The 15,068-nt window shown below is 74.5% G+C and carries 16 protein-coding genes and 1 riboswitch; of the genes, 10 read left to right on the forward strand and 6 right to left on the reverse strand.

The features are described 5' to 3' along the window. The first annotated feature begins 103 nt into the window (after positions 1-103). A complete protein-coding gene (locus ELX43_RS13245; RefSeq protein ID WP_127783835.1) occupies positions 104-304 on the forward strand; it encodes a hypothetical protein in 201 nt (66 codons plus the stop codon). Here ELX43_RS13245 and ELX43_RS13250 read toward each other — a convergent pair. Genes ELX43_RS13250 through rfbB form a run of 3 tightly spaced genes read right to left on the reverse strand, consistent with a single transcriptional unit; the run spans position 301 to position 3,099 of the window. Next, positions 301-1,161 carry a glycosyltransferase family 2 protein gene (locus ELX43_RS13250; protein WP_241248950.1) on the reverse strand — a complete coding sequence of 287 codons (861 nt, stop codon included), beginning with the start codon at positions 1,159-1,161 and terminating at the stop codon, positions 301-303. The genes ELX43_RS13245 and ELX43_RS13250 overlap by 4 nt on opposite strands. Before the next feature lie 55 nt (positions 1,162-1,216). Beyond that, on the reverse strand, positions 1,217-2,107 hold the full coding sequence (gene rfbD / locus ELX43_RS13255) for a dTDP-4-dehydrorhamnose reductase (RefSeq protein ID WP_127783836.1): 891 nt from the start codon (positions 2,105-2,107) through the stop codon (positions 1,217-1,219). Continuing rightward, on the reverse strand, positions 2,104-3,099 hold the full coding sequence (rfbB, locus tag ELX43_RS13260; protein WP_127783837.1) for a dTDP-glucose 4,6-dehydratase: 996 nt from the start codon (positions 3,097-3,099) through the stop codon (positions 2,104-2,106). The genes rfbD and rfbB overlap by 4 nt, the downstream gene beginning before the upstream one ends. Before the next feature lie 207 nt (positions 3,100-3,306). Here rfbB and ELX43_RS13265 point away from each other — a divergent pair, with 207 nt between their 5' ends. The 4 genes from ELX43_RS13265 (at position 3,307) to ELX43_RS13280 (ending at position 8,476) form a co-directional block, all read left to right on the forward strand. Then, positions 3,307-5,097: an LCP family protein gene (locus ELX43_RS13265; protein ID WP_241248951.1), complete on the forward strand. Its 1,791-nt coding sequence runs from the start codon at positions 3,307-3,309 to the stop codon at positions 5,095-5,097. 16 nt (positions 5,098-5,113) lie between these two features. Further along, on the forward strand, positions 5,114-5,860 hold the full coding sequence (locus tag ELX43_RS13270; protein ID WP_241249924.1) for a TIGR03089 family protein: 747 nt from the start codon (positions 5,114-5,116) through the stop codon (positions 5,858-5,860). An 82-nt stretch (positions 5,861-5,942) separates the two neighbouring features. Next, positions 5,943-7,148 (forward strand): acyl-CoA dehydrogenase family protein, encoded by a 1,206-nt coding sequence (locus tag ELX43_RS13275; protein ID WP_127783839.1) that lies wholly within the window; start codon positions 5,943-5,945, stop codon positions 7,146-7,148. Between the two features lie 176 nt (positions 7,149-7,324). Continuing rightward, positions 7,325-8,476 (forward strand): hypothetical protein, encoded by a 1,152-nt coding sequence (locus tag ELX43_RS13280; RefSeq protein WP_127783840.1) that lies wholly within the window; start codon positions 7,325-7,327, stop codon positions 8,474-8,476. Here ELX43_RS13280 and ELX43_RS13285 read toward each other — a convergent pair. Genes ELX43_RS13285 through ELX43_RS13295 form a run of 3 tightly spaced genes read right to left on the reverse strand, consistent with a single transcriptional unit; the run spans position 8,473 to position 11,661 of the window. Next, positions 8,473-9,264: a DUF6319 family protein gene (locus ELX43_RS13285; protein WP_164860662.1), complete on the reverse strand. Its 792-nt coding sequence runs from the start codon at positions 9,262-9,264 to the stop codon at positions 8,473-8,475. The two genes, ELX43_RS13280 and ELX43_RS13285, sit on opposite strands and share 4 nt — an antisense overlap. Positions 9,265-9,287: 23 nt before the next feature. Further along, the gene (locus ELX43_RS13290; RefSeq protein ID WP_206518019.1) at positions 9,288-10,541 is read right to left on the reverse strand and encodes an MFS transporter; all 1,254 of its coding nucleotides are present in this window, start codon (positions 10,539-10,541) and stop codon (positions 9,288-9,290) included. Beyond that, entirely contained in the window at positions 10,525-11,661 is a 1,137-nt protein-coding gene (locus tag ELX43_RS13295) for a glycerate kinase (RefSeq protein WP_127783841.1), read from the reverse strand. Before ELX43_RS13295 ends, ELX43_RS13290 begins: the two co-directional genes overlap by 17 nt. Positions 11,662-11,800: 139 nt before the next feature. Between ELX43_RS13295 and ELX43_RS13300 the strand changes: the two genes are divergently transcribed. The 5 genes from ELX43_RS13300 (at position 11,801) to ELX43_RS18300 (ending at position 15,051) form a co-directional block, all read left to right on the forward strand. Beyond that, positions 11,801-12,133 carry an SMR family transporter gene (locus ELX43_RS13300; protein WP_127783842.1) on the forward strand — a complete coding sequence of 111 codons (333 nt, stop codon included), beginning with the start codon at positions 11,801-11,803 and terminating at the stop codon, positions 12,131-12,133. A gap of 14 nt (positions 12,134-12,147) precedes the next feature. After that, entirely contained in the window at positions 12,148-13,344 is a 1,197-nt protein-coding gene (gene lhgO / locus ELX43_RS13305; protein ID WP_127783843.1) for an L-2-hydroxyglutarate oxidase, read from the forward strand. Between the two features lie 57 nt (positions 13,345-13,401). Further along, the gene (gene ppk2, locus ELX43_RS13310) at positions 13,402-14,229 is read left to right on the forward strand and encodes a polyphosphate kinase 2 (protein ID WP_127783844.1); all 828 of its coding nucleotides are present in this window, start codon (positions 13,402-13,404) and stop codon (positions 14,227-14,229) included. A 49-nt stretch (positions 14,230-14,278) separates the two neighbouring features. Beyond that, on the forward strand, positions 14,279-14,761 hold the full coding sequence (locus ELX43_RS13315; RefSeq protein WP_127783845.1) for an SRPBCC family protein: 483 nt from the start codon (positions 14,279-14,281) through the stop codon (positions 14,759-14,761). A gap of 81 nt (positions 14,762-14,842) precedes the next feature. Further along, a riboswitch (SAM riboswitch) is annotated at positions 14,843-14,938 on the forward strand. Beyond that, a complete protein-coding gene (locus tag ELX43_RS18300; RefSeq protein WP_346773854.1) occupies positions 14,932-15,051 on the forward strand; it encodes a putative leader peptide in 120 nt (39 codons plus the stop codon). It overlaps the preceding riboswitch by 7 nt. The last annotated feature ends 17 nt before the right edge of the window (positions 15,052-15,068 follow it).

A 15,068-nucleotide genomic window follows, 5' to 3' on the forward strand; every position in this document is an offset into this window, starting at 1 on the left:
AACACTACTGTGCTGGGCAGCAGGGGCCGAGGAGGCGACAGTGGTGCATGAGCTGTACCCGGTGCACGAGCAGGGCACCGACCCACGCAGGAATGCCGAGGCCGTGCTGGCCCGGGCCCGCAGCCGTGACCGGCGGGTGATCACCCCGGACCTGGCCAGCTCGCCCGCCGACTCCGCGGTCACCGTGATCCTGCCGCGCTACCGCATCACTGCGGCCGACGCGCGCACCGTGGACCCCGACGCCACCCAGGAGCTGCACCTGCCGACCAGCTCGCGGTGGGCACCGCCCGAGGTGCCTCGCTAGCGGGTCGCCCAGCGGTTGCGGGCCCGCAGCGCCAGCCGCAGCGCGCCCCGCAGCGGCGCCTGGTGGCGACCCGGGTGGCGGTCGGCCAGGAAGCGGTAGGCGCTGTCGTGGTGGGCGGTGAGCATCCGGGTGGGGGCCTTGCTGGCCGCGTGGCCCTGCGCGTGGGTGACCACCGCGGTGGGGACGTAGACGTTGTGCCAGCCGGCACGCGTGATGCGGTCGCCGAGGTCGACGTCCTCGAAGTACATGAAGTACCGCGAGTCGAATCCGCCGAGCTGGTCGAAGACGCTGCGGCGCAGCAGCAGGCAGGAGCCGGACAGCCAGCCCGCCGGGCGCTCGCCGGGCTGCTCCTCCGGGCGGCGGTAGCTGCGGCTCCACGGGTTGCCGGGCCAGATGTTGGCCAGCACGGCGTGCCCGGACCCGGCCAGGATGGTGGGGACCTCGCGGGCGGAGGGGTAGATGCTGCCGTCGGGCTCGCGGATCAGCGGTCCCAGCGCCCCGGCCCGGGGCCAGCGCGCCGCCGCGGCGAGCAGCTCGTCCACCGAGCCGGGCAGGAAGGCCACGTCCGGGTTGGCCACCAGCACCCACTCCACGGTGGCGTCGAGCTCGGCCACCCCGCGGTTGGCGGCGGCGCCGTAGCCGATGTTGCCGCCGGTGTGCAGCAGCCGGACGTGCTCGTGGCGCTGCGCGGCGGCCTCGGGGGCGCCGTCTGTGGAGCCGTTGTCGGCCAGGATCACCAGCGGCCGCTCCGTGGTGGCGGTGTCGAGGCTGTCCAGGAACTCCGCCAGGTGCTCACCGGGTGAGTAGGTGACCGTCACGACGGCCAGGCGGGACGACGCGCGGAAGGGTTCAGACACCCGGGGAGGCTACCGCGCGCCCGGCGCGGCTCCGGCTGCTACCGAACCCGGGTGTTCACCGACCCACGCCGCCCTGGGCGAGCGCCGCGTGCAGGGCCTGCTCCCAGGGCCGCAGGGGGGTGAGCCCGGCCGCGGTCCAGGCCGCCGCGGACAGCACGGAGTAGGCCGGGCGCGGGGCGGGCCGGGGGAACTCCTCGGTGCGGCACGGGTGCACTCGCTCGGGGTCGGCGCCCACCTCGGCGAACACCGCACGGGCCAGCCCGCACCAGGTGGTGTCGCCGCTGTTGGTGGCGTGCAGCACGCCGCCGGGCAGGTCGCGGCGCGTCGCCAGCTCCAGCAGCCCGGCGGCGAGGTCGGCCGACCAGGTCGGGGAGCCGCGCTGGTCGTCCACCACCCGCAGCGTGTCGTGGGTGGCCTCCAGCCGCAGCATGGTGGCCACGAAGTTGGACCCGTGCGCGCCGTAGACCCAGGCGGTGCGCACCACGTGGGCGCTGGGCAGCGCCGCGAGCACGGCCTGCTCCCCGGCCAGCTTGGTGCGGCCGTACACCGAGCGCGGCCCGGTGGGGTCGCCCGGCTCGTAGGGCCGGCTCGCGTCACCGGGGAAGACGTAGTCGGTGGAGACGTGCACCAGGTGCACGCCGTGGGCGGCACAGGCCCGCGCCAGGTGTCCGGGCGCGTCGGTGTTCACCGCGGCCGCCGCCGCCGGCTCGTCCTCGGCGGCGTCCACCGCGGTGTGCGCCGCGCAGTTGACCACCACGGCAAGCTGCTCCCCGTCCGCCAGCTCGGCCACCGCGGCGTGCACGGCCGCGGCGTCGGTCACGTCCAGGTCGGCCGAGGCGGCCGCACGAACCTGGTGGCCTGCGGCCAGCGCCTGCTCCACCACGTCGGTGCCCAGCTGTCCCTTGGCGCCGGTGACCAGCAGGCTCAGCCGGTCGGGGCTGCTCATCGGCCGAGCCGGGTGTAGCCGTCCTCGGTGGCCTGCTTGGCCGGCTCCCACCAGGCCCGGTTGTCGGCGTACCACTGCACCGTCGCAGCCAGGCCGCTGTCCAGGTCGGCGTACTGCGGCTTCCAGTCCAGCTCGCCGCGCAGCTTGCTCGCGTCGATGGCGTACCGCAGGTCGTGGCCGGGGCGGTCGGAGACGAAGTCGAACCAGTCGTCGGGCTTGCCCAGCGCCCGCAGGATGGCGCGCACCACGGTGAGGTTGTCGGCCTCCCCGTCGGCGCCGATCAGGTAGGTGTGGCCAAGGGTGCCGCGGTCGAGCACCGCGTGCAGCGCCCGGTTGTGGTCGTCCACGTGGATCCAGTCCCGCACGTTGGCCCCGGTGCCGTACACCTTGGGCTTCACCCCGTTGAGCACGTTGGTGACCTGGCGCGGGATGAACTTCTCCACGTGCTGGTAGGGCCCGTAGTTGTTGGAGCAGTTGGAGATGGTGGCGGCGATGTGGAAGGAGCGCACCCAGGCCCGCACCAGCAGGTCTGCGCCGGCCTTGGTGGAGGAGTACGGGCTGGACGGACGGTAGGGGGTGTCCTCGGTGAACCGGGCTTGGTCGTCGAGCTCGAGGTCGCCGAACACCTCGTCGGTGGAGACGTGGTGCAGGCGGACCCCGTGCCGGCGCACCGCCTCCAGCAGCCGGTAGGTGCCCACCAGGTTGGTCTGCAGGAACGGCTCGGGCTCGTCCAGGGAGTTGTCGTTGTGCGACTCGGCGGCGAAGTTGACCACCACGTCGGCGTCAGCGACCAGCCGGTCGACCAGCTCGGCGTCGGCGATGGAGCCGTGCACGAAGTCCACCGCGTCGGCCACCGGGTCGAGGCTGGCCCGGTTGCCTGCGTAGGTGAGCGCGTCGAGCACCCGCACCTGGTGGTCCGGGCGCTCGCGCACGGTCTGGTGCACGAAGTTCGCTCCGATGAAACCGGCTCCGCCAGTGACGAGCAGACGCACTCGGACCCTCCTGGGGGTGGTGGTGGGACGCAGCGGACAACCGCCCGTGCAACGTGACAAGTCTGGCACGCCGGTGGCGGGAACGGGCTGCCCGCCGGTGTCGCCGCTAACCTTGACCTCGGCTCGGCCGAGATCGGAGGGGGCGCGCCGGCTCAGCCGGGACAGACAGCAACAACGTGGACGACGCACGAGAGATGGAGCGCCAGGGTGCCCGACCGGCCTGAGGACCACGACCGATCGCGTCGGCGGCGTTCCTCCGGCACTCCTCGGCGGTACGGCCCGCACGCGTCCCGCCCGTCCTCCGCCGCCGAGCCCGGCTCCTCCGGCCGCGCGGAGCGGATCCGCCCACCGGCGTCGGGATCCTCCCCGGCGGGCACTGGCTCCAGGGCCGCCGGGGCGCGTCCCCCGTCGCCCAGCCGGCGCACTCCCCCCACGCCGGCCCAGCGCGGCGCCCGCCCGAGCTCCGAGACCGGGCGGCCTCGCCAGCGGGGTGGGCGCACCCCGGCAGCCCGGCGACCATCCCGCGAGCACCGCCCGCACACCGCGCTGCGGGTGGCGGTCGCGGCGGTCTCCGCGATGGTGCTGCTGGTGACCGGTGCGGCCTGGAACACCCTGGACACCCTCACCAGCAACCTGGCCACCACCGGTGCCCTGCAGGGCAGCGACAACGCCAAGGACGGCGCGGTGGACATCCTGTTGGTCGGCATGGACAGCCGCACCGACGCCCAGGGCAAGCCGCTGACGCCGCAGGAGCAGCAGATGCTGAACTCCGGCGACGTCACGTCCACCAACACCGACACCATCGTGCTCATCCGGGTGCCCAACGACGGGAGCTCGGCCACCGCCGTCTCCATCCCGCGCGACTCCTGGGTGCAGGGACCGGACGGGATGACCAAGATCAACGGGGTCTACGGCGCGGCCAAGGACGCCGAGAACGCCACGCTCGCCACCACCCACGCCGGCGACCCGGCCGGCAACGAGACCAAGTCCACCGAGGCCGGCCGTGCGGCCCTGGTGTCCACGGTGGAGAACCTCACCGGGCTCAGCGTGGACCACTACGCCGAGGTGGGCCTGCTGGGCTTCGTGCTGCTGACCGACGCCGTCGGCGGGGTGCCGGTCTGCCTCGCCGCTCCCACCAAGGACTCCTACTCGGGCGCGAACTTCGCCGCCGGCGAGCAGACGCTGAACGGCGCCAAGGCCCTGGGCTTCGTGCGCCAGCGCCACGGGCTGCCCCGCGGCGACCTGGACCGCATCGTGCGTCAGCAGGCGTTCATGGCGTCACTGGCCCGCAAGGTGCTGCAGGCCCAGACGCTGGCCAACCCGGGGAAGGTCTCCGACCTCTCCGCGGCGCTGCAGCGCTCGGTGGTGATCGACTCCGGCTGGGACGTGGTGGGCTTCGCCATGCAGCTGCAGGGCCTGGCCGGGGGTGCGGTGCAGTTCCAGACCGTGCCGGTCACGGACCCCAACGACATGAACGACCAGGGGCAGAGCATCGTCCGGGTGGATCCGGCTGCGGTGCAGCAGTTCACCCGGGCACTGCTGGAGCCGGCCGCGACGGCGTCGGCACCGGCGCCCGCCACCACAGCCACGCCCACTCCCACCGCGAGCGCCCCCGCCGCGTCATCCATCCGGGTGAACGTGCTCAACGCCGCCGGCGTCTCCGGCCTCGCCTCGCAGGTGTCGGCCGTGCTGAGCAGCACCGGCTACCGCGAGGGCACCGTGAGCAACAGCTCCTCGGGCACCCGCAGCGACAGCGTGGTGCTGGCCCCCCGGAAGGACGACCCCGGCGCGGCCAGGGTCGCCGCCGAGCTGGGCGGGCTGCCGGTGCAGGTGGACACCTCGGTGACGCGCGGCTCGGTGAGCGTGGTGCTGGGCCGCTCCTACCAGGGACCCGGTGCGCCCGCCGCCAGCTCCACCACAGGCTCGTCCAGCACCCCCACCAGCAGCGAGCCGGCCGTCCCCCCGATCACCGCCGACGGGGTGCCCTGCATCAGCTGAGCGCCGCCTTGGCACGCTGAGGGGCATGACTGCACCGGAACCCACCCTCACGGATGCGCTGCTGCGTCCGGTCCTGCAGGTCGACGCCGCGGGCCCGCGCATCACCTACTACGACGACGCGACCGGGGAGCGGGTGGAGGTCTCGGCCACCACCCTGGCCAACTGGGCCGCCAAGACCGCCAACCTGCTGCGCGACGAGCTAGGGGTGCAGCCCGGTGACCGGGTGGCGGTGCTGCTGCCCGCCCACTGGCAGACCGCCGCGGTGCTGCTCGGCGCCTGGTGGTGCGGCGCCGTGGTGACCGACCCGGCTGCGCCAATGGCAGGAGAGGTGGACGCGGCACTGTGCACGGCGGACCGTCTCGCCGAGGCCGAGCAGGCGCCGGAGGTGGCGGTGCTCTCGCTGGACGCCTTCGGCCGCGGGGTGGACGACCTCCCCGTGGGCGTCACCGACTACGCCACCGCGGTGCGCGTGCACGGCGACGCCTTCGCCCCGGTGCCGCTGTCACCCTCCGCGCCCGCCCTGGCCCGGCGCAGCATCGCCGAGGTGCTCGAGGCCGCCGCCGCCTCCGCCACCGCCCAGGGCTTCACGGCGCAGGACCGGGTGCTGTCCACCGCGGACTGGTCCACCACGCCCGAGCTGGTGGACGGGCTGCTGGCGGTGCTGTCCGCGGGCGCCTCCCTGGTCCAGGTGTCCCACCAGGACCCCGACGAGCAGCGCCAGACCCGTCGCATCGAGACCGAGCGGGTCACCGCCGTCCGGTGAGCGGCCCCCGTGCCGGCGTGCGGTAGAAGTGGTTGCAGCCCAGCACCTGTTGATCCGTCCTTCCCGATGCGAGGAGACATTCGTGTCCGACGTCCGCCAGCCCGCGCTGCCCACCCTGCCCCCGCCGTGGCACACCCCCGAGCGCGAGGCGCTGCAGCAGCAGGTGCGCGCCTTCGCCCGCGACGAGGTGCTGCCGGTCGCCAACCGGCTGGACCCGGAGAAGGGCCTGATCCCCGAGGAGCTGCTCGCCCGGATGGGCGAGCTGGGCTACTTCGGCATCACCATCGGCACCGAGCACGGCGGCCTCGGCCTGGGCGCGTTCGAGTACTGCATGGTGGCCGAGGAGCTGGCCCGGGCCTGGATGAGCGTGGCCAGCATCATCGCCCGGGCGCAGGGGCTGGGCACCGGGCTGGCCGACAGCTCCGAGCGCGAGCGCCTGCTGCGGCTGTCGGCCAAGGGCGAGTGGATCGGGGCCATCGCCCTGTCCGAGCCCGACGCCGGCTCGGACCTGGCCAGCGTGCACACCCGCGCGGTGCGCGAGGGCGACGAGTACGTGCTCACCGGCCAGAAGCGCTGGTGCGGCAACGCCAAGGCCGCCGACTTCATCCAGATCCTCTGCCGCACGCGTGACCCCGAGGAGGGTGAGTCCCGCTCGGCCGGCCTGGAGACGCTGCTGCTGAGCAAGCCGCGCGGGGAGTTCGTGCCCGGCCTCACCGGCCGCCCGATCGACAAGATCGGCTACCACGGCTTCCTCACCTGGGACCTGGAGCTGGACGGCGTGCGCATCCCGGCGGGCAACGTGGTCACCTCCGGCGAGCAGGAGGGTGGCTTCAGCGGAGTGGGGGCGTGGCTGGACATCGCCCGGGTGCACACCGCCGCCCGCGCGGTGGGCCTGGCCCAGGCCGCGGTGGAGGACTGCACGGTGTACCTGCAGGAGCGCGAGCAGTTCGGCCACCCGATCAGCGACTTCCAGGCCCTGCGCTTCGCGCTGGCCGACATGGCCTCGGAGGTGGAGCAGTCGCGGGCGATGTACCGCCAGGTGTCACACCTGCTCGACCAGGGCATCACCTGCACCCGCGAGGCCGCGATGGCCAAGCTGCGGGCCACCGAGATGGCCGCGACGGTCACCACCCAGGCGATGCAGCTGCACGGCGGCAACGGCTACACCACCGAGCGGCAGGTGGAGCGGTACTGGCGCGACGCCCGGCTGACCACCATCTTCGAGGGCACCAGCGAGATCCAGCGCAAGATCATCTCCGACTCGATGCTGCCCCGCCCGCAGCAGTGAGCCGACCCGTCAGCGCGCGCTGCCCCAGGCGTGCTGACGGGGGCCTCGTCCGTGCCCCGGCGCCCGGGTGCCCCGTGCTGTACGTTCTGCCAGCGTAAGGGCACTCCTGGGGGTCTCAGCGGGCTTCCAGGCAGCGGTCAGGTCGTGCACAGCAGGCGGCGGGAGCATCGACCCTCATGACGACGGCACCCCCCTCCCCCCGTCCGGACTCCACCGCCGATCCCGCCCGGGGCACGGCCAGGGCGGCCCTCGGGCGGGCCCGGATCCGGCCGGCGCTGGCCGCAGTGGTGTCGCTGCCGCTGGCCTGTGCGGGCGTGCTCGTGTGGGTGCTGTGGCGCACCGGGCCCGCCAAGGTGGACTACCTGGACCTGTTCGAGCTGACCGCGCGGCAGTGGCCCACGGCGCCGCTGCCCGAGGACAGCCAGTTCCTGCTCCGTGCCCCGCTCGGCCAGCTCACCTACCGGTTGCTGCCGGTGCACAGCACCGCCGCGTACCTGCTGCTGCACGCGGCCGCCCTGGCGGTGGCCGCGCTGTGGCTGACGCTGTGGCTGCGGCGGCGCCTGGGCGGGCGCAGCGGGTTGGTGGCAGCCACCGTGGTGGCCCTCGCCCCGGTCACCACGGTGCTGCTGCTGTGGATCGGGATGTACGACGCGTTCTCCGTGCTCGCCTGGATCGTGGTCCTGGTGTCGCTGCGCCACCGACCGGCGTGGCAGCTGGCCGCGGGCGTGCTGGCCGGGGTGCAGAACTTCGAGCAGGTCGCGGTGGGGCTGGTGCTGCTGGCGCTGGTGCCCCAGCTGCCGCGGGCGGTGGGGCTGCGCCCGCGCACGGCGCACCTGCTGGCCGGGGCCCTGGTGGGCAAGGTGGCGCTGGAGCTCTTCCTGCACGCCGTCGGCGCGGGCGGCGGGTCGCGGCTGACGTTCCTGGCCCGCTGGGAGGTGTTCACCGGGCTGCTGGGCTCGACCACGGCGGAGGCTCCGCTGCTGGTGTGGTCGGCACTGGCCGGGTTGTGGGGCTTCGCCCTCACCGGGCTGCTGCACTGCTGGCCCGGCTGGTCGCGCCGGGAGCAAGTGGGCCTGGTGCTGGCGGTGCTGCTGTGGCTGGGCACGGCGGCAGTCACCGCCGACCACACCCGGGTGCTGGCCATGACGTCGTTCCCGCTGGTGGTCATCGGCGCCATGGTGATCGCCGACCGCTGGCGCGACGTCCGTGAGCTGGCCCGGCTGCCGCAGAGCTGGATGCTGGTGCTGGCCCCGCCGGTGGTACTGGTGGACTACACGCTGCTGCAGGTAGGCCTCAAGCCCGGCACCTGGGGCGTCTGGATCTTCTAGCGGTCGGCCTCGGCGCTGGCCAGCGCCTGCAGCGCGGCGCGGGCAGCCTCCAGCTCGGCGCTGAGCTGCGCCACCCGCTGCTCGGCGCTGCGACGGGCGTGGTCGAGCACCGCTGCCACGGCGCTGGTGGTGGCCTCGTCGCCCAGCTCGTGCACCGCGCGGGCGACGGCGTCCGGGCTCACCGGGGTGGCCTTGCCGCGCGCGGTGGCGCTGCCGCGGGCAGCCTGCACCGACCACTGTCCGTCCGCGGTTCCGGTGATGGTCACCGTCACCCGCTCCGGGGTGCCGCGGCCGCTGCGCCGAGGGCGGGCGGGCGCCCCGGTCGCACCGGGCGCGGGCACGACAGCTGGGGGCACAGCAGGAGCGGGGACGGCAGGAGCGGGGGCGGCGGAGGCCGGCTCAGCGCCCGGTGCGGACGGGGCCGCCGCGACCGGTGCCGGACTGCGGACGGGCGCTGGCCTGGATGCGGCGACAGCGCGGGGCCGCCGCTTCGGCGGGGCCGCGGGCGGCAGTGCGGCGGCGGCGAGCGCGGCCGAGCGGGAGGCGTAGAGCTCGCCCAGCTCGTAGGGCAGGTCGTCGCTGACCCCCTTGGGCCGCGCCAGCACGGTGGACTCCCCCTGCACGGAGACCACCCGCGCGCTGCTGGCGGCGGGCACACCCAGGCTGGGCACGCCGTCGCGCAGGTAGACGGTGGGACGCTTGCCCTCGGCCAGGGCGGCGCGCAGGGCGGCGGCGTCCTCCTGGGTCAACGTGGTGGCGGTCTTGCGGCGGGGAGGCACGGTAGTCATGATTCACCACCGCACCGACGGAATCACCTGACCCGGCCCGCGGCGGCCCGGCGGCTGGAGCGCACCGCCAGCGGCAGGGTGCACGTGAGCACCGCCGCGCAGAGCCCCATGGTCAGCGGAAAGCCCAGCGTGGTCGCGCTGAGGGCACCCACGGCGACGGCGCCCACCCCGGTGCCCAGGTCGAAGCCGACGTTCCACACCGCGCTCGCGGTGGCGGCTCGCCCCGGCCCCGCCAGGGCGAACGCGTCCACCAGGGTGAGGTTCTGCACCGCACCCTGGCCGGCACCGAACACCGTGGCCCCCACCAGCACGGCCACCGCGGCCGCCGCCCCCGAGGCCCGGCCAAGGCCCACCGCCAGCAGCGCCCCGCCCACCCCGCTGACCACCACGGCGGTGGGCAGCAGCCACGCCCCGCGCACCCGGTCGCGCAGCGCCCCCACCCGCCAGCGGGTGAGCGCCCCGGCGAGACCGAGCAGCAGCACCGCGGTGGCGGCCAGCTGTCCGTCCGGGCGCTCGATGGGCAGCACCGTGAGCACCCCGCCGACGGAGATGGTCACCGCCAGCAGCACCACGGAGGGGCTGAGCACCGCGGCCACCGCCGACCACCGCGCGGCGGCCGCAGTGGCAGCGGGGGCAGCAGTGGCAGCGGGGGCAGCAGTGGCAGCGGGGGCAGCGACCTCGGCCTTCCGGGCGGGGCCGGCCACCGCGTGCAGGCTCCACGCCAGCGGCACCGCCAGCACCGGGGCGCCGGCCAGCACCGCCGCCCACGGGAACAACCCCGCCTGGGTCAGCGCCACCCCGGCGGGAATGGCCAGCAGGTTGGGCACCGAGATGGCGATGCCGTAGAGCCCCACCGCCTCCCCGTGGCGGCCGGGCGGGGCCAGCGCAAAGGTCAGCAGGGTGCCCACCACGGTGAGGATGGCGAAGCCGACACCCCGCACCACGGACAGGGCCAGCAGCCAGCGCAGGTCGTGGCTGAGCGCGTAGAACGGGGCCGGGGCGCCCAGGGCCAGCAGCCCCACCGCCAGCACCCGACCCGCGCCGAAGCGCGCGGTCCACCACGGCACCGCCAGCTGCCCAATCACCGTGCTGACCAGCAGCACCGCGGTGACCAGCCCGGCGCTGCCCACGCCGGCGCCACCCTGCACCGCCCAGGCGGGCAGCGCCGAGAGGGTGAAGCAGAAACCAGTGAAGCCGAGCAGGCTGATCAGCACCAGGGTGGCCACCGGGCGGGAGCGCCACAGCGGCTGGCGCACGGTCTCACCCAGCACGGCCACCGCCGGGCAGCCAGTCCTGGGCCACCTGCATGGCCAGCCGACGCAGCAGCGGGCCCGCCTGGGCCATGCAGCGCTGCGGGTCCGGCTCGAGGTCGATGAGCGCGTACGCACGACCGATGCCCGCCGCTGCCAGCGCAGCGGGCTCCACCAGGCAGCGCCCGCTCACCGACACCACGGGCACCCCGGCGGCCGCCGCGGTCCGCGCCACGCCCACCGGGGTCTTGCCCCGCAGCGTCTGCTCGTCCAGCGAGCCCTCCCCCGTCACCACCAGCGCGGCGCCGGCCAGGTGCTCGGCGAAGCCCACCAGCTCCAGCACCTGCTCCACCCCGGGGCGGCGGTGGGCGCCCAGCACCGCCAGCGCGGCGAGTCCCACCCCACCGGCGGCGCCCGCTCCCGGCCGGTGCGCCCACTGCTCGCCGGTCGCGGCCTCGACCACCGCCGACCACTGCTGCAGGGCACGCTCCAACAGCGCCACCTGGTCGGCGTCGGCCCCCTTCTGCGGCCCGAACACCGGGGCGGCACCGTGGGCGCCGAGCAGCGGGTTGTCCACGTCGGAGGCGAGCACCACCTCGGTCTCGGCCAGCGCGGGGTGCAGCCCGGCCAGGTCCAGCTGCGCCACGTCGACCAGCCCCGCCCCGCCGGGGGCGACGTCGGCCCCGGCGGCGTCGAGCACCCGGGCTCCCAGCGCCTGCAGCAGGCCCGCACCGCCGTCGGTGCACGCGCTGCCGCCCACGCCCAGCACCACCCGGCGGAGGCCGGCGTCCAGCACCTCCCGCAGCACCTCGCCGGTGCCGTGGCTGCTGGCGCGCAGCGGGGCCGGCACGCCGCCGGGCAACCGGTCCAGCCCGGACACGTCGGCCAGCTCCACCACCGCCACCCCGTCCCGCACGGCGTAGCCGGTGCGGCAGGGGACGCCGGTGGGTCCGGCGGCGTCCACCGGCACGGGCCGGAAGCCGGCAGCGACCGCGGCGGCCAGGGTGCCCTCGCCCCCGTCGGCCACCGGCAGCTGCACCACCGTCGCCTCGGGCCGCGCCCGGGTCAGCCCGGCAGCCACGTGGGCGGTCACCTGCGGCGCGGACAGCGAGCCGCGGAACTTGTCCGCCGCCACCAGCACCTTCATCACGCTCTCCTGTGCTCTGTGATCCCGGCTCTGGGATCCCTGCTCTGGGATCGTCTCGGGGCCCACTGTCTCACCCGCCCTCGGCTGTCTAGATTGGGCGCATGCTCCGCCCCTCCGTGCCCTGTCGGGCGCCCCGCCGATGAGGTGGCTGTTCCTGGTCCTGGCGATCGCCCTGGAGGTCACCGCCACCCTCTCGCTGCGAGCGTCGGAGGGCTTCAGCAGGCTCGGTTTCAGCCTGCTGGTGGTGGCCGGCTACACCGGCTCGTTCCTCGCGCTCAACCTGGTGCTCACCCGTGGCGTGCCGGTGGGCGTGGCCTACGGCATCTGGGCGGCCACCGGCGTGGCCGCGGTCGCCGTGCTGGGCAAGCTCCTCTTCGACGATCCCCTGACCCCGCTGATGGGGATGGGCATCGTGCTCATCATCGGTGGGGTGCTGCTGGTCGAGGTCGGCGGCACCCGGGCGGCGGAGTAGCGGGAGCCGCACGGGTGCACGACTACTGCGTGGTGGGCGGCGGCATCGTCGGCCTGGCCACCGCGCTGAGCCTGCTCCAGCAGCGACCCGGCGCGTCCCTGGTGCTGCTGGAGAAGGAGCCCGCACTAGGCCGGCACCAGACCGGGCACAACAGCGGCGTCATCCACTCCGGGCTGTACTACCAGCCGGGCAGCCTCAAGGCGCGGCTGTGCCGGGCCGGCGCCCAGGCCACCAAGGACTTCTGCGCCCGCCACGACATCCCGGTCCGCGAGCTGGGCAAGCTGGTGGTGGCCACCACCGGTCGCGAGGTGGCCTGGATGGACGCCCTCGCCGAGCGCGCCGGGCACAACGGCATCACCGTGGCGCGCCTGGACGCCGCGGAGCTGGGCGAGCGTGAGCCGGCGGTGGCCGGGCTGGCGGCGCTGCACGTGCCGGTCACCGCCAGCGTGGACTTCACCCTGGTCTGCGCCGCGCTGCGCCGGGAGGTGGAGCGCCTCGGCGGCCAGGTGGTGCCGGGGGCGGCGGTGCGCGCCATCGCGGAGTCGGCGACCGAGGTGGTGGTGACCGCCGGCGAGCAGGTGGTGAGCTGCCGCCGGCTGGTGGTGTGCGGCGGGCTGCAGGCCGACCGGCTGGTGGCACTGGCCGGGGCCACGCCCGAGGCCCGCATCGTGCCGTTTCGCGGCGAGTACTTCCAGCTGCCGCCGCACCGGCGGGACGTGGTGTCGCACCTGATCTACCCGGTCCCCGACCCCGACCTGCCGTTCCTGGGCGTGCACCTCACCCCCATGGTGGACGGCCGGGTGACCGTGGGCCCCAACGCGGTGCTCGGGCTGGCCAGGGAGGGATACCGCCGGGGCAGCGTGGACCTGGCCGACGTGCGCGACGTCCTCGGCTACGCCGGGTTCTGGAACCTGGCGCGGCGCAACGTGCGCACCGGGGCCCGGGAGCTGCTGGGCTCGGCCTCCCGGCGGGCCTTCCTGGCCGCGGCCCGCACGTACTGCCCGCAGCTGGAGCTGGCCGACCTGCAGCCGCACGCGGCGGGCATCCGCGCCCAGGCCGTGCGCCGCGACGGCGCCCTGGTGCACGACTTCCTGCTGCAGCACACCGCCCGCACCCTGCACGTGCTCAACGCCCCCTCGCCGGCCGCCACTGCCGCACTGCCGATCGGGCGGCACGTGGCCCAGCAGTGCCTGGCCGCGGAGCCGGCCTGAGCACCGCGGGGCCCGGCGAACCGTCATCGTGGCGGCGGTCGTGGTAGTCAGGTCGGCATGACCAGCGACACCGACACCTGGCGCCAGGGCTACCCCTACGCCGACAAGCTGCGGCGCAGCGAGTACGAGCAGCAGAAGCGGCTGCTGCAGATCGAGCTGCTCAAGCTGCAGGTCTGGGCCAAGCACGTGGGGCTGCCGCTGGTGATCCTGTTCGAGGGCCGCGACGCCGCGGGCAAGGGCGGCACCATCAAGCGGTTCACCGAGCACCTCAACCCCCGCGGCGCGCACGTGGTGGCGCTGGAGAAGCCCACCGAGCGCGAGCGCACCCAGTGGTACTTCCAGCGCTACGTCGCCCACCTGCCCGCCGCCGGGGAGATCGTCATGTTCGACCGGTCCTGGTACAACCGGGCCGGCGTCGAGCGAGTGCTGGGCTTCTGCACCGACGACGAGTACTGGGAGTTCCTGCGCCAGGCCCCCGAGCTGGAGCGGATGCTGGTGCGCTCGGGCATCCACCTGGTCAAGTTCTGGTTCTCGGTGTCGCGCCTGGAGCAGCGCAGCCGCTTCGCCAAGCGGGCCAACGACCCGGTGCGCCAGTGGAAGCTCTCCCCCACCGACCTTGAGTCCATCGACAAGTGGGACGCCTACACCGACGCCAAGGAGACGATGTTCTTCTACACCGACAGCGAGTGGGCGCCGTGGACGGTGGTGAAGAGCAACGACAAGAAGCGGGCCCGGCTGGCCGCCATGCGGCACGTGCTCAGCCTGTTCGACTACGACGAGAAGGACGCCGAGCTGGTGGGCCGGCCCGACCCGCTGATCCTGGGTCCCGCCGCCGACGTCTACGAGCAGGGCGAGGTGGTCAACCGGGCCTTCCCCGCCCTGTGACCCGGGTTCCCCACGGCGGCCAGCGCCCGGCCGTGCCAGGGTGGGCACCATGACGACGGAGCGCTTCGAGGTCCAGCGGCAGGTGGCCGCGTCCCCCGCGGACGTGTTTGCGCTGCTGTGTGACCCACAGGGACACGTGCGCATCGACAGCTCCGGGATGCTGCAGTCCGCCGAGGGCGACGCGGTGCGTGCGGTGGGCGACGAGTTCCTGGTGCACATGGACCGGGAGTCGCTCAACGACTTCCCCATGGGCAAGTACGACGTCACGGTGATCATCACCGCCCTGGTGCCCGACGAGCTGATCGAGTGGACGATCTCCGGCACCATCCAGCCGCCCATCCGGCACCTCTACGGCTACCGGCTCCAGGCCCGCGAGGGCGGCACCCTGGTCACCTCCTACTACGACTGGAGCGAGATCGACGACCGCTTCCGCGACAAGGGCGTCTTCCCGGTGATCCCGGAGGCCGGGCTGCGCGCGACGCTGGGCATCCTGGCCCGCACCGTGGAGCAGCCCGCCGTCGCTGCCGGCTAGGCGCGCTGCGCCACCCTGGAGTTCGGCTCACGCTGAGCCGATTCGTTGTCTGCCGCCACCCACCCTCGCTAGCCTTGCGCCACACCATCCAGAGCGACCGAGAGACCTGGCTCGTCGACGTCGCAGCAACCCCCCGCAGCACGCGGGAGTGGGTGCTACTGCCAGGACCGATGGAGGCAACCGTGCAGGCCCTGCCCACCCCGAGCATGATCCGACCCGCCTTCTCGCGCCGGCGGCACGTCGACCTGTGCCGCACCGCCGGCGCCAGCTGTCGGCCCGGCACCGCCTGACCCGGCTGATCGCCCTG

This window comes from Rhodococcus sp. X156, assembly GCF_004006015.1.
GTDB lineage: Bacteria > Actinomycetota > Actinomycetes > Mycobacteriales > Mycobacteriaceae > X156.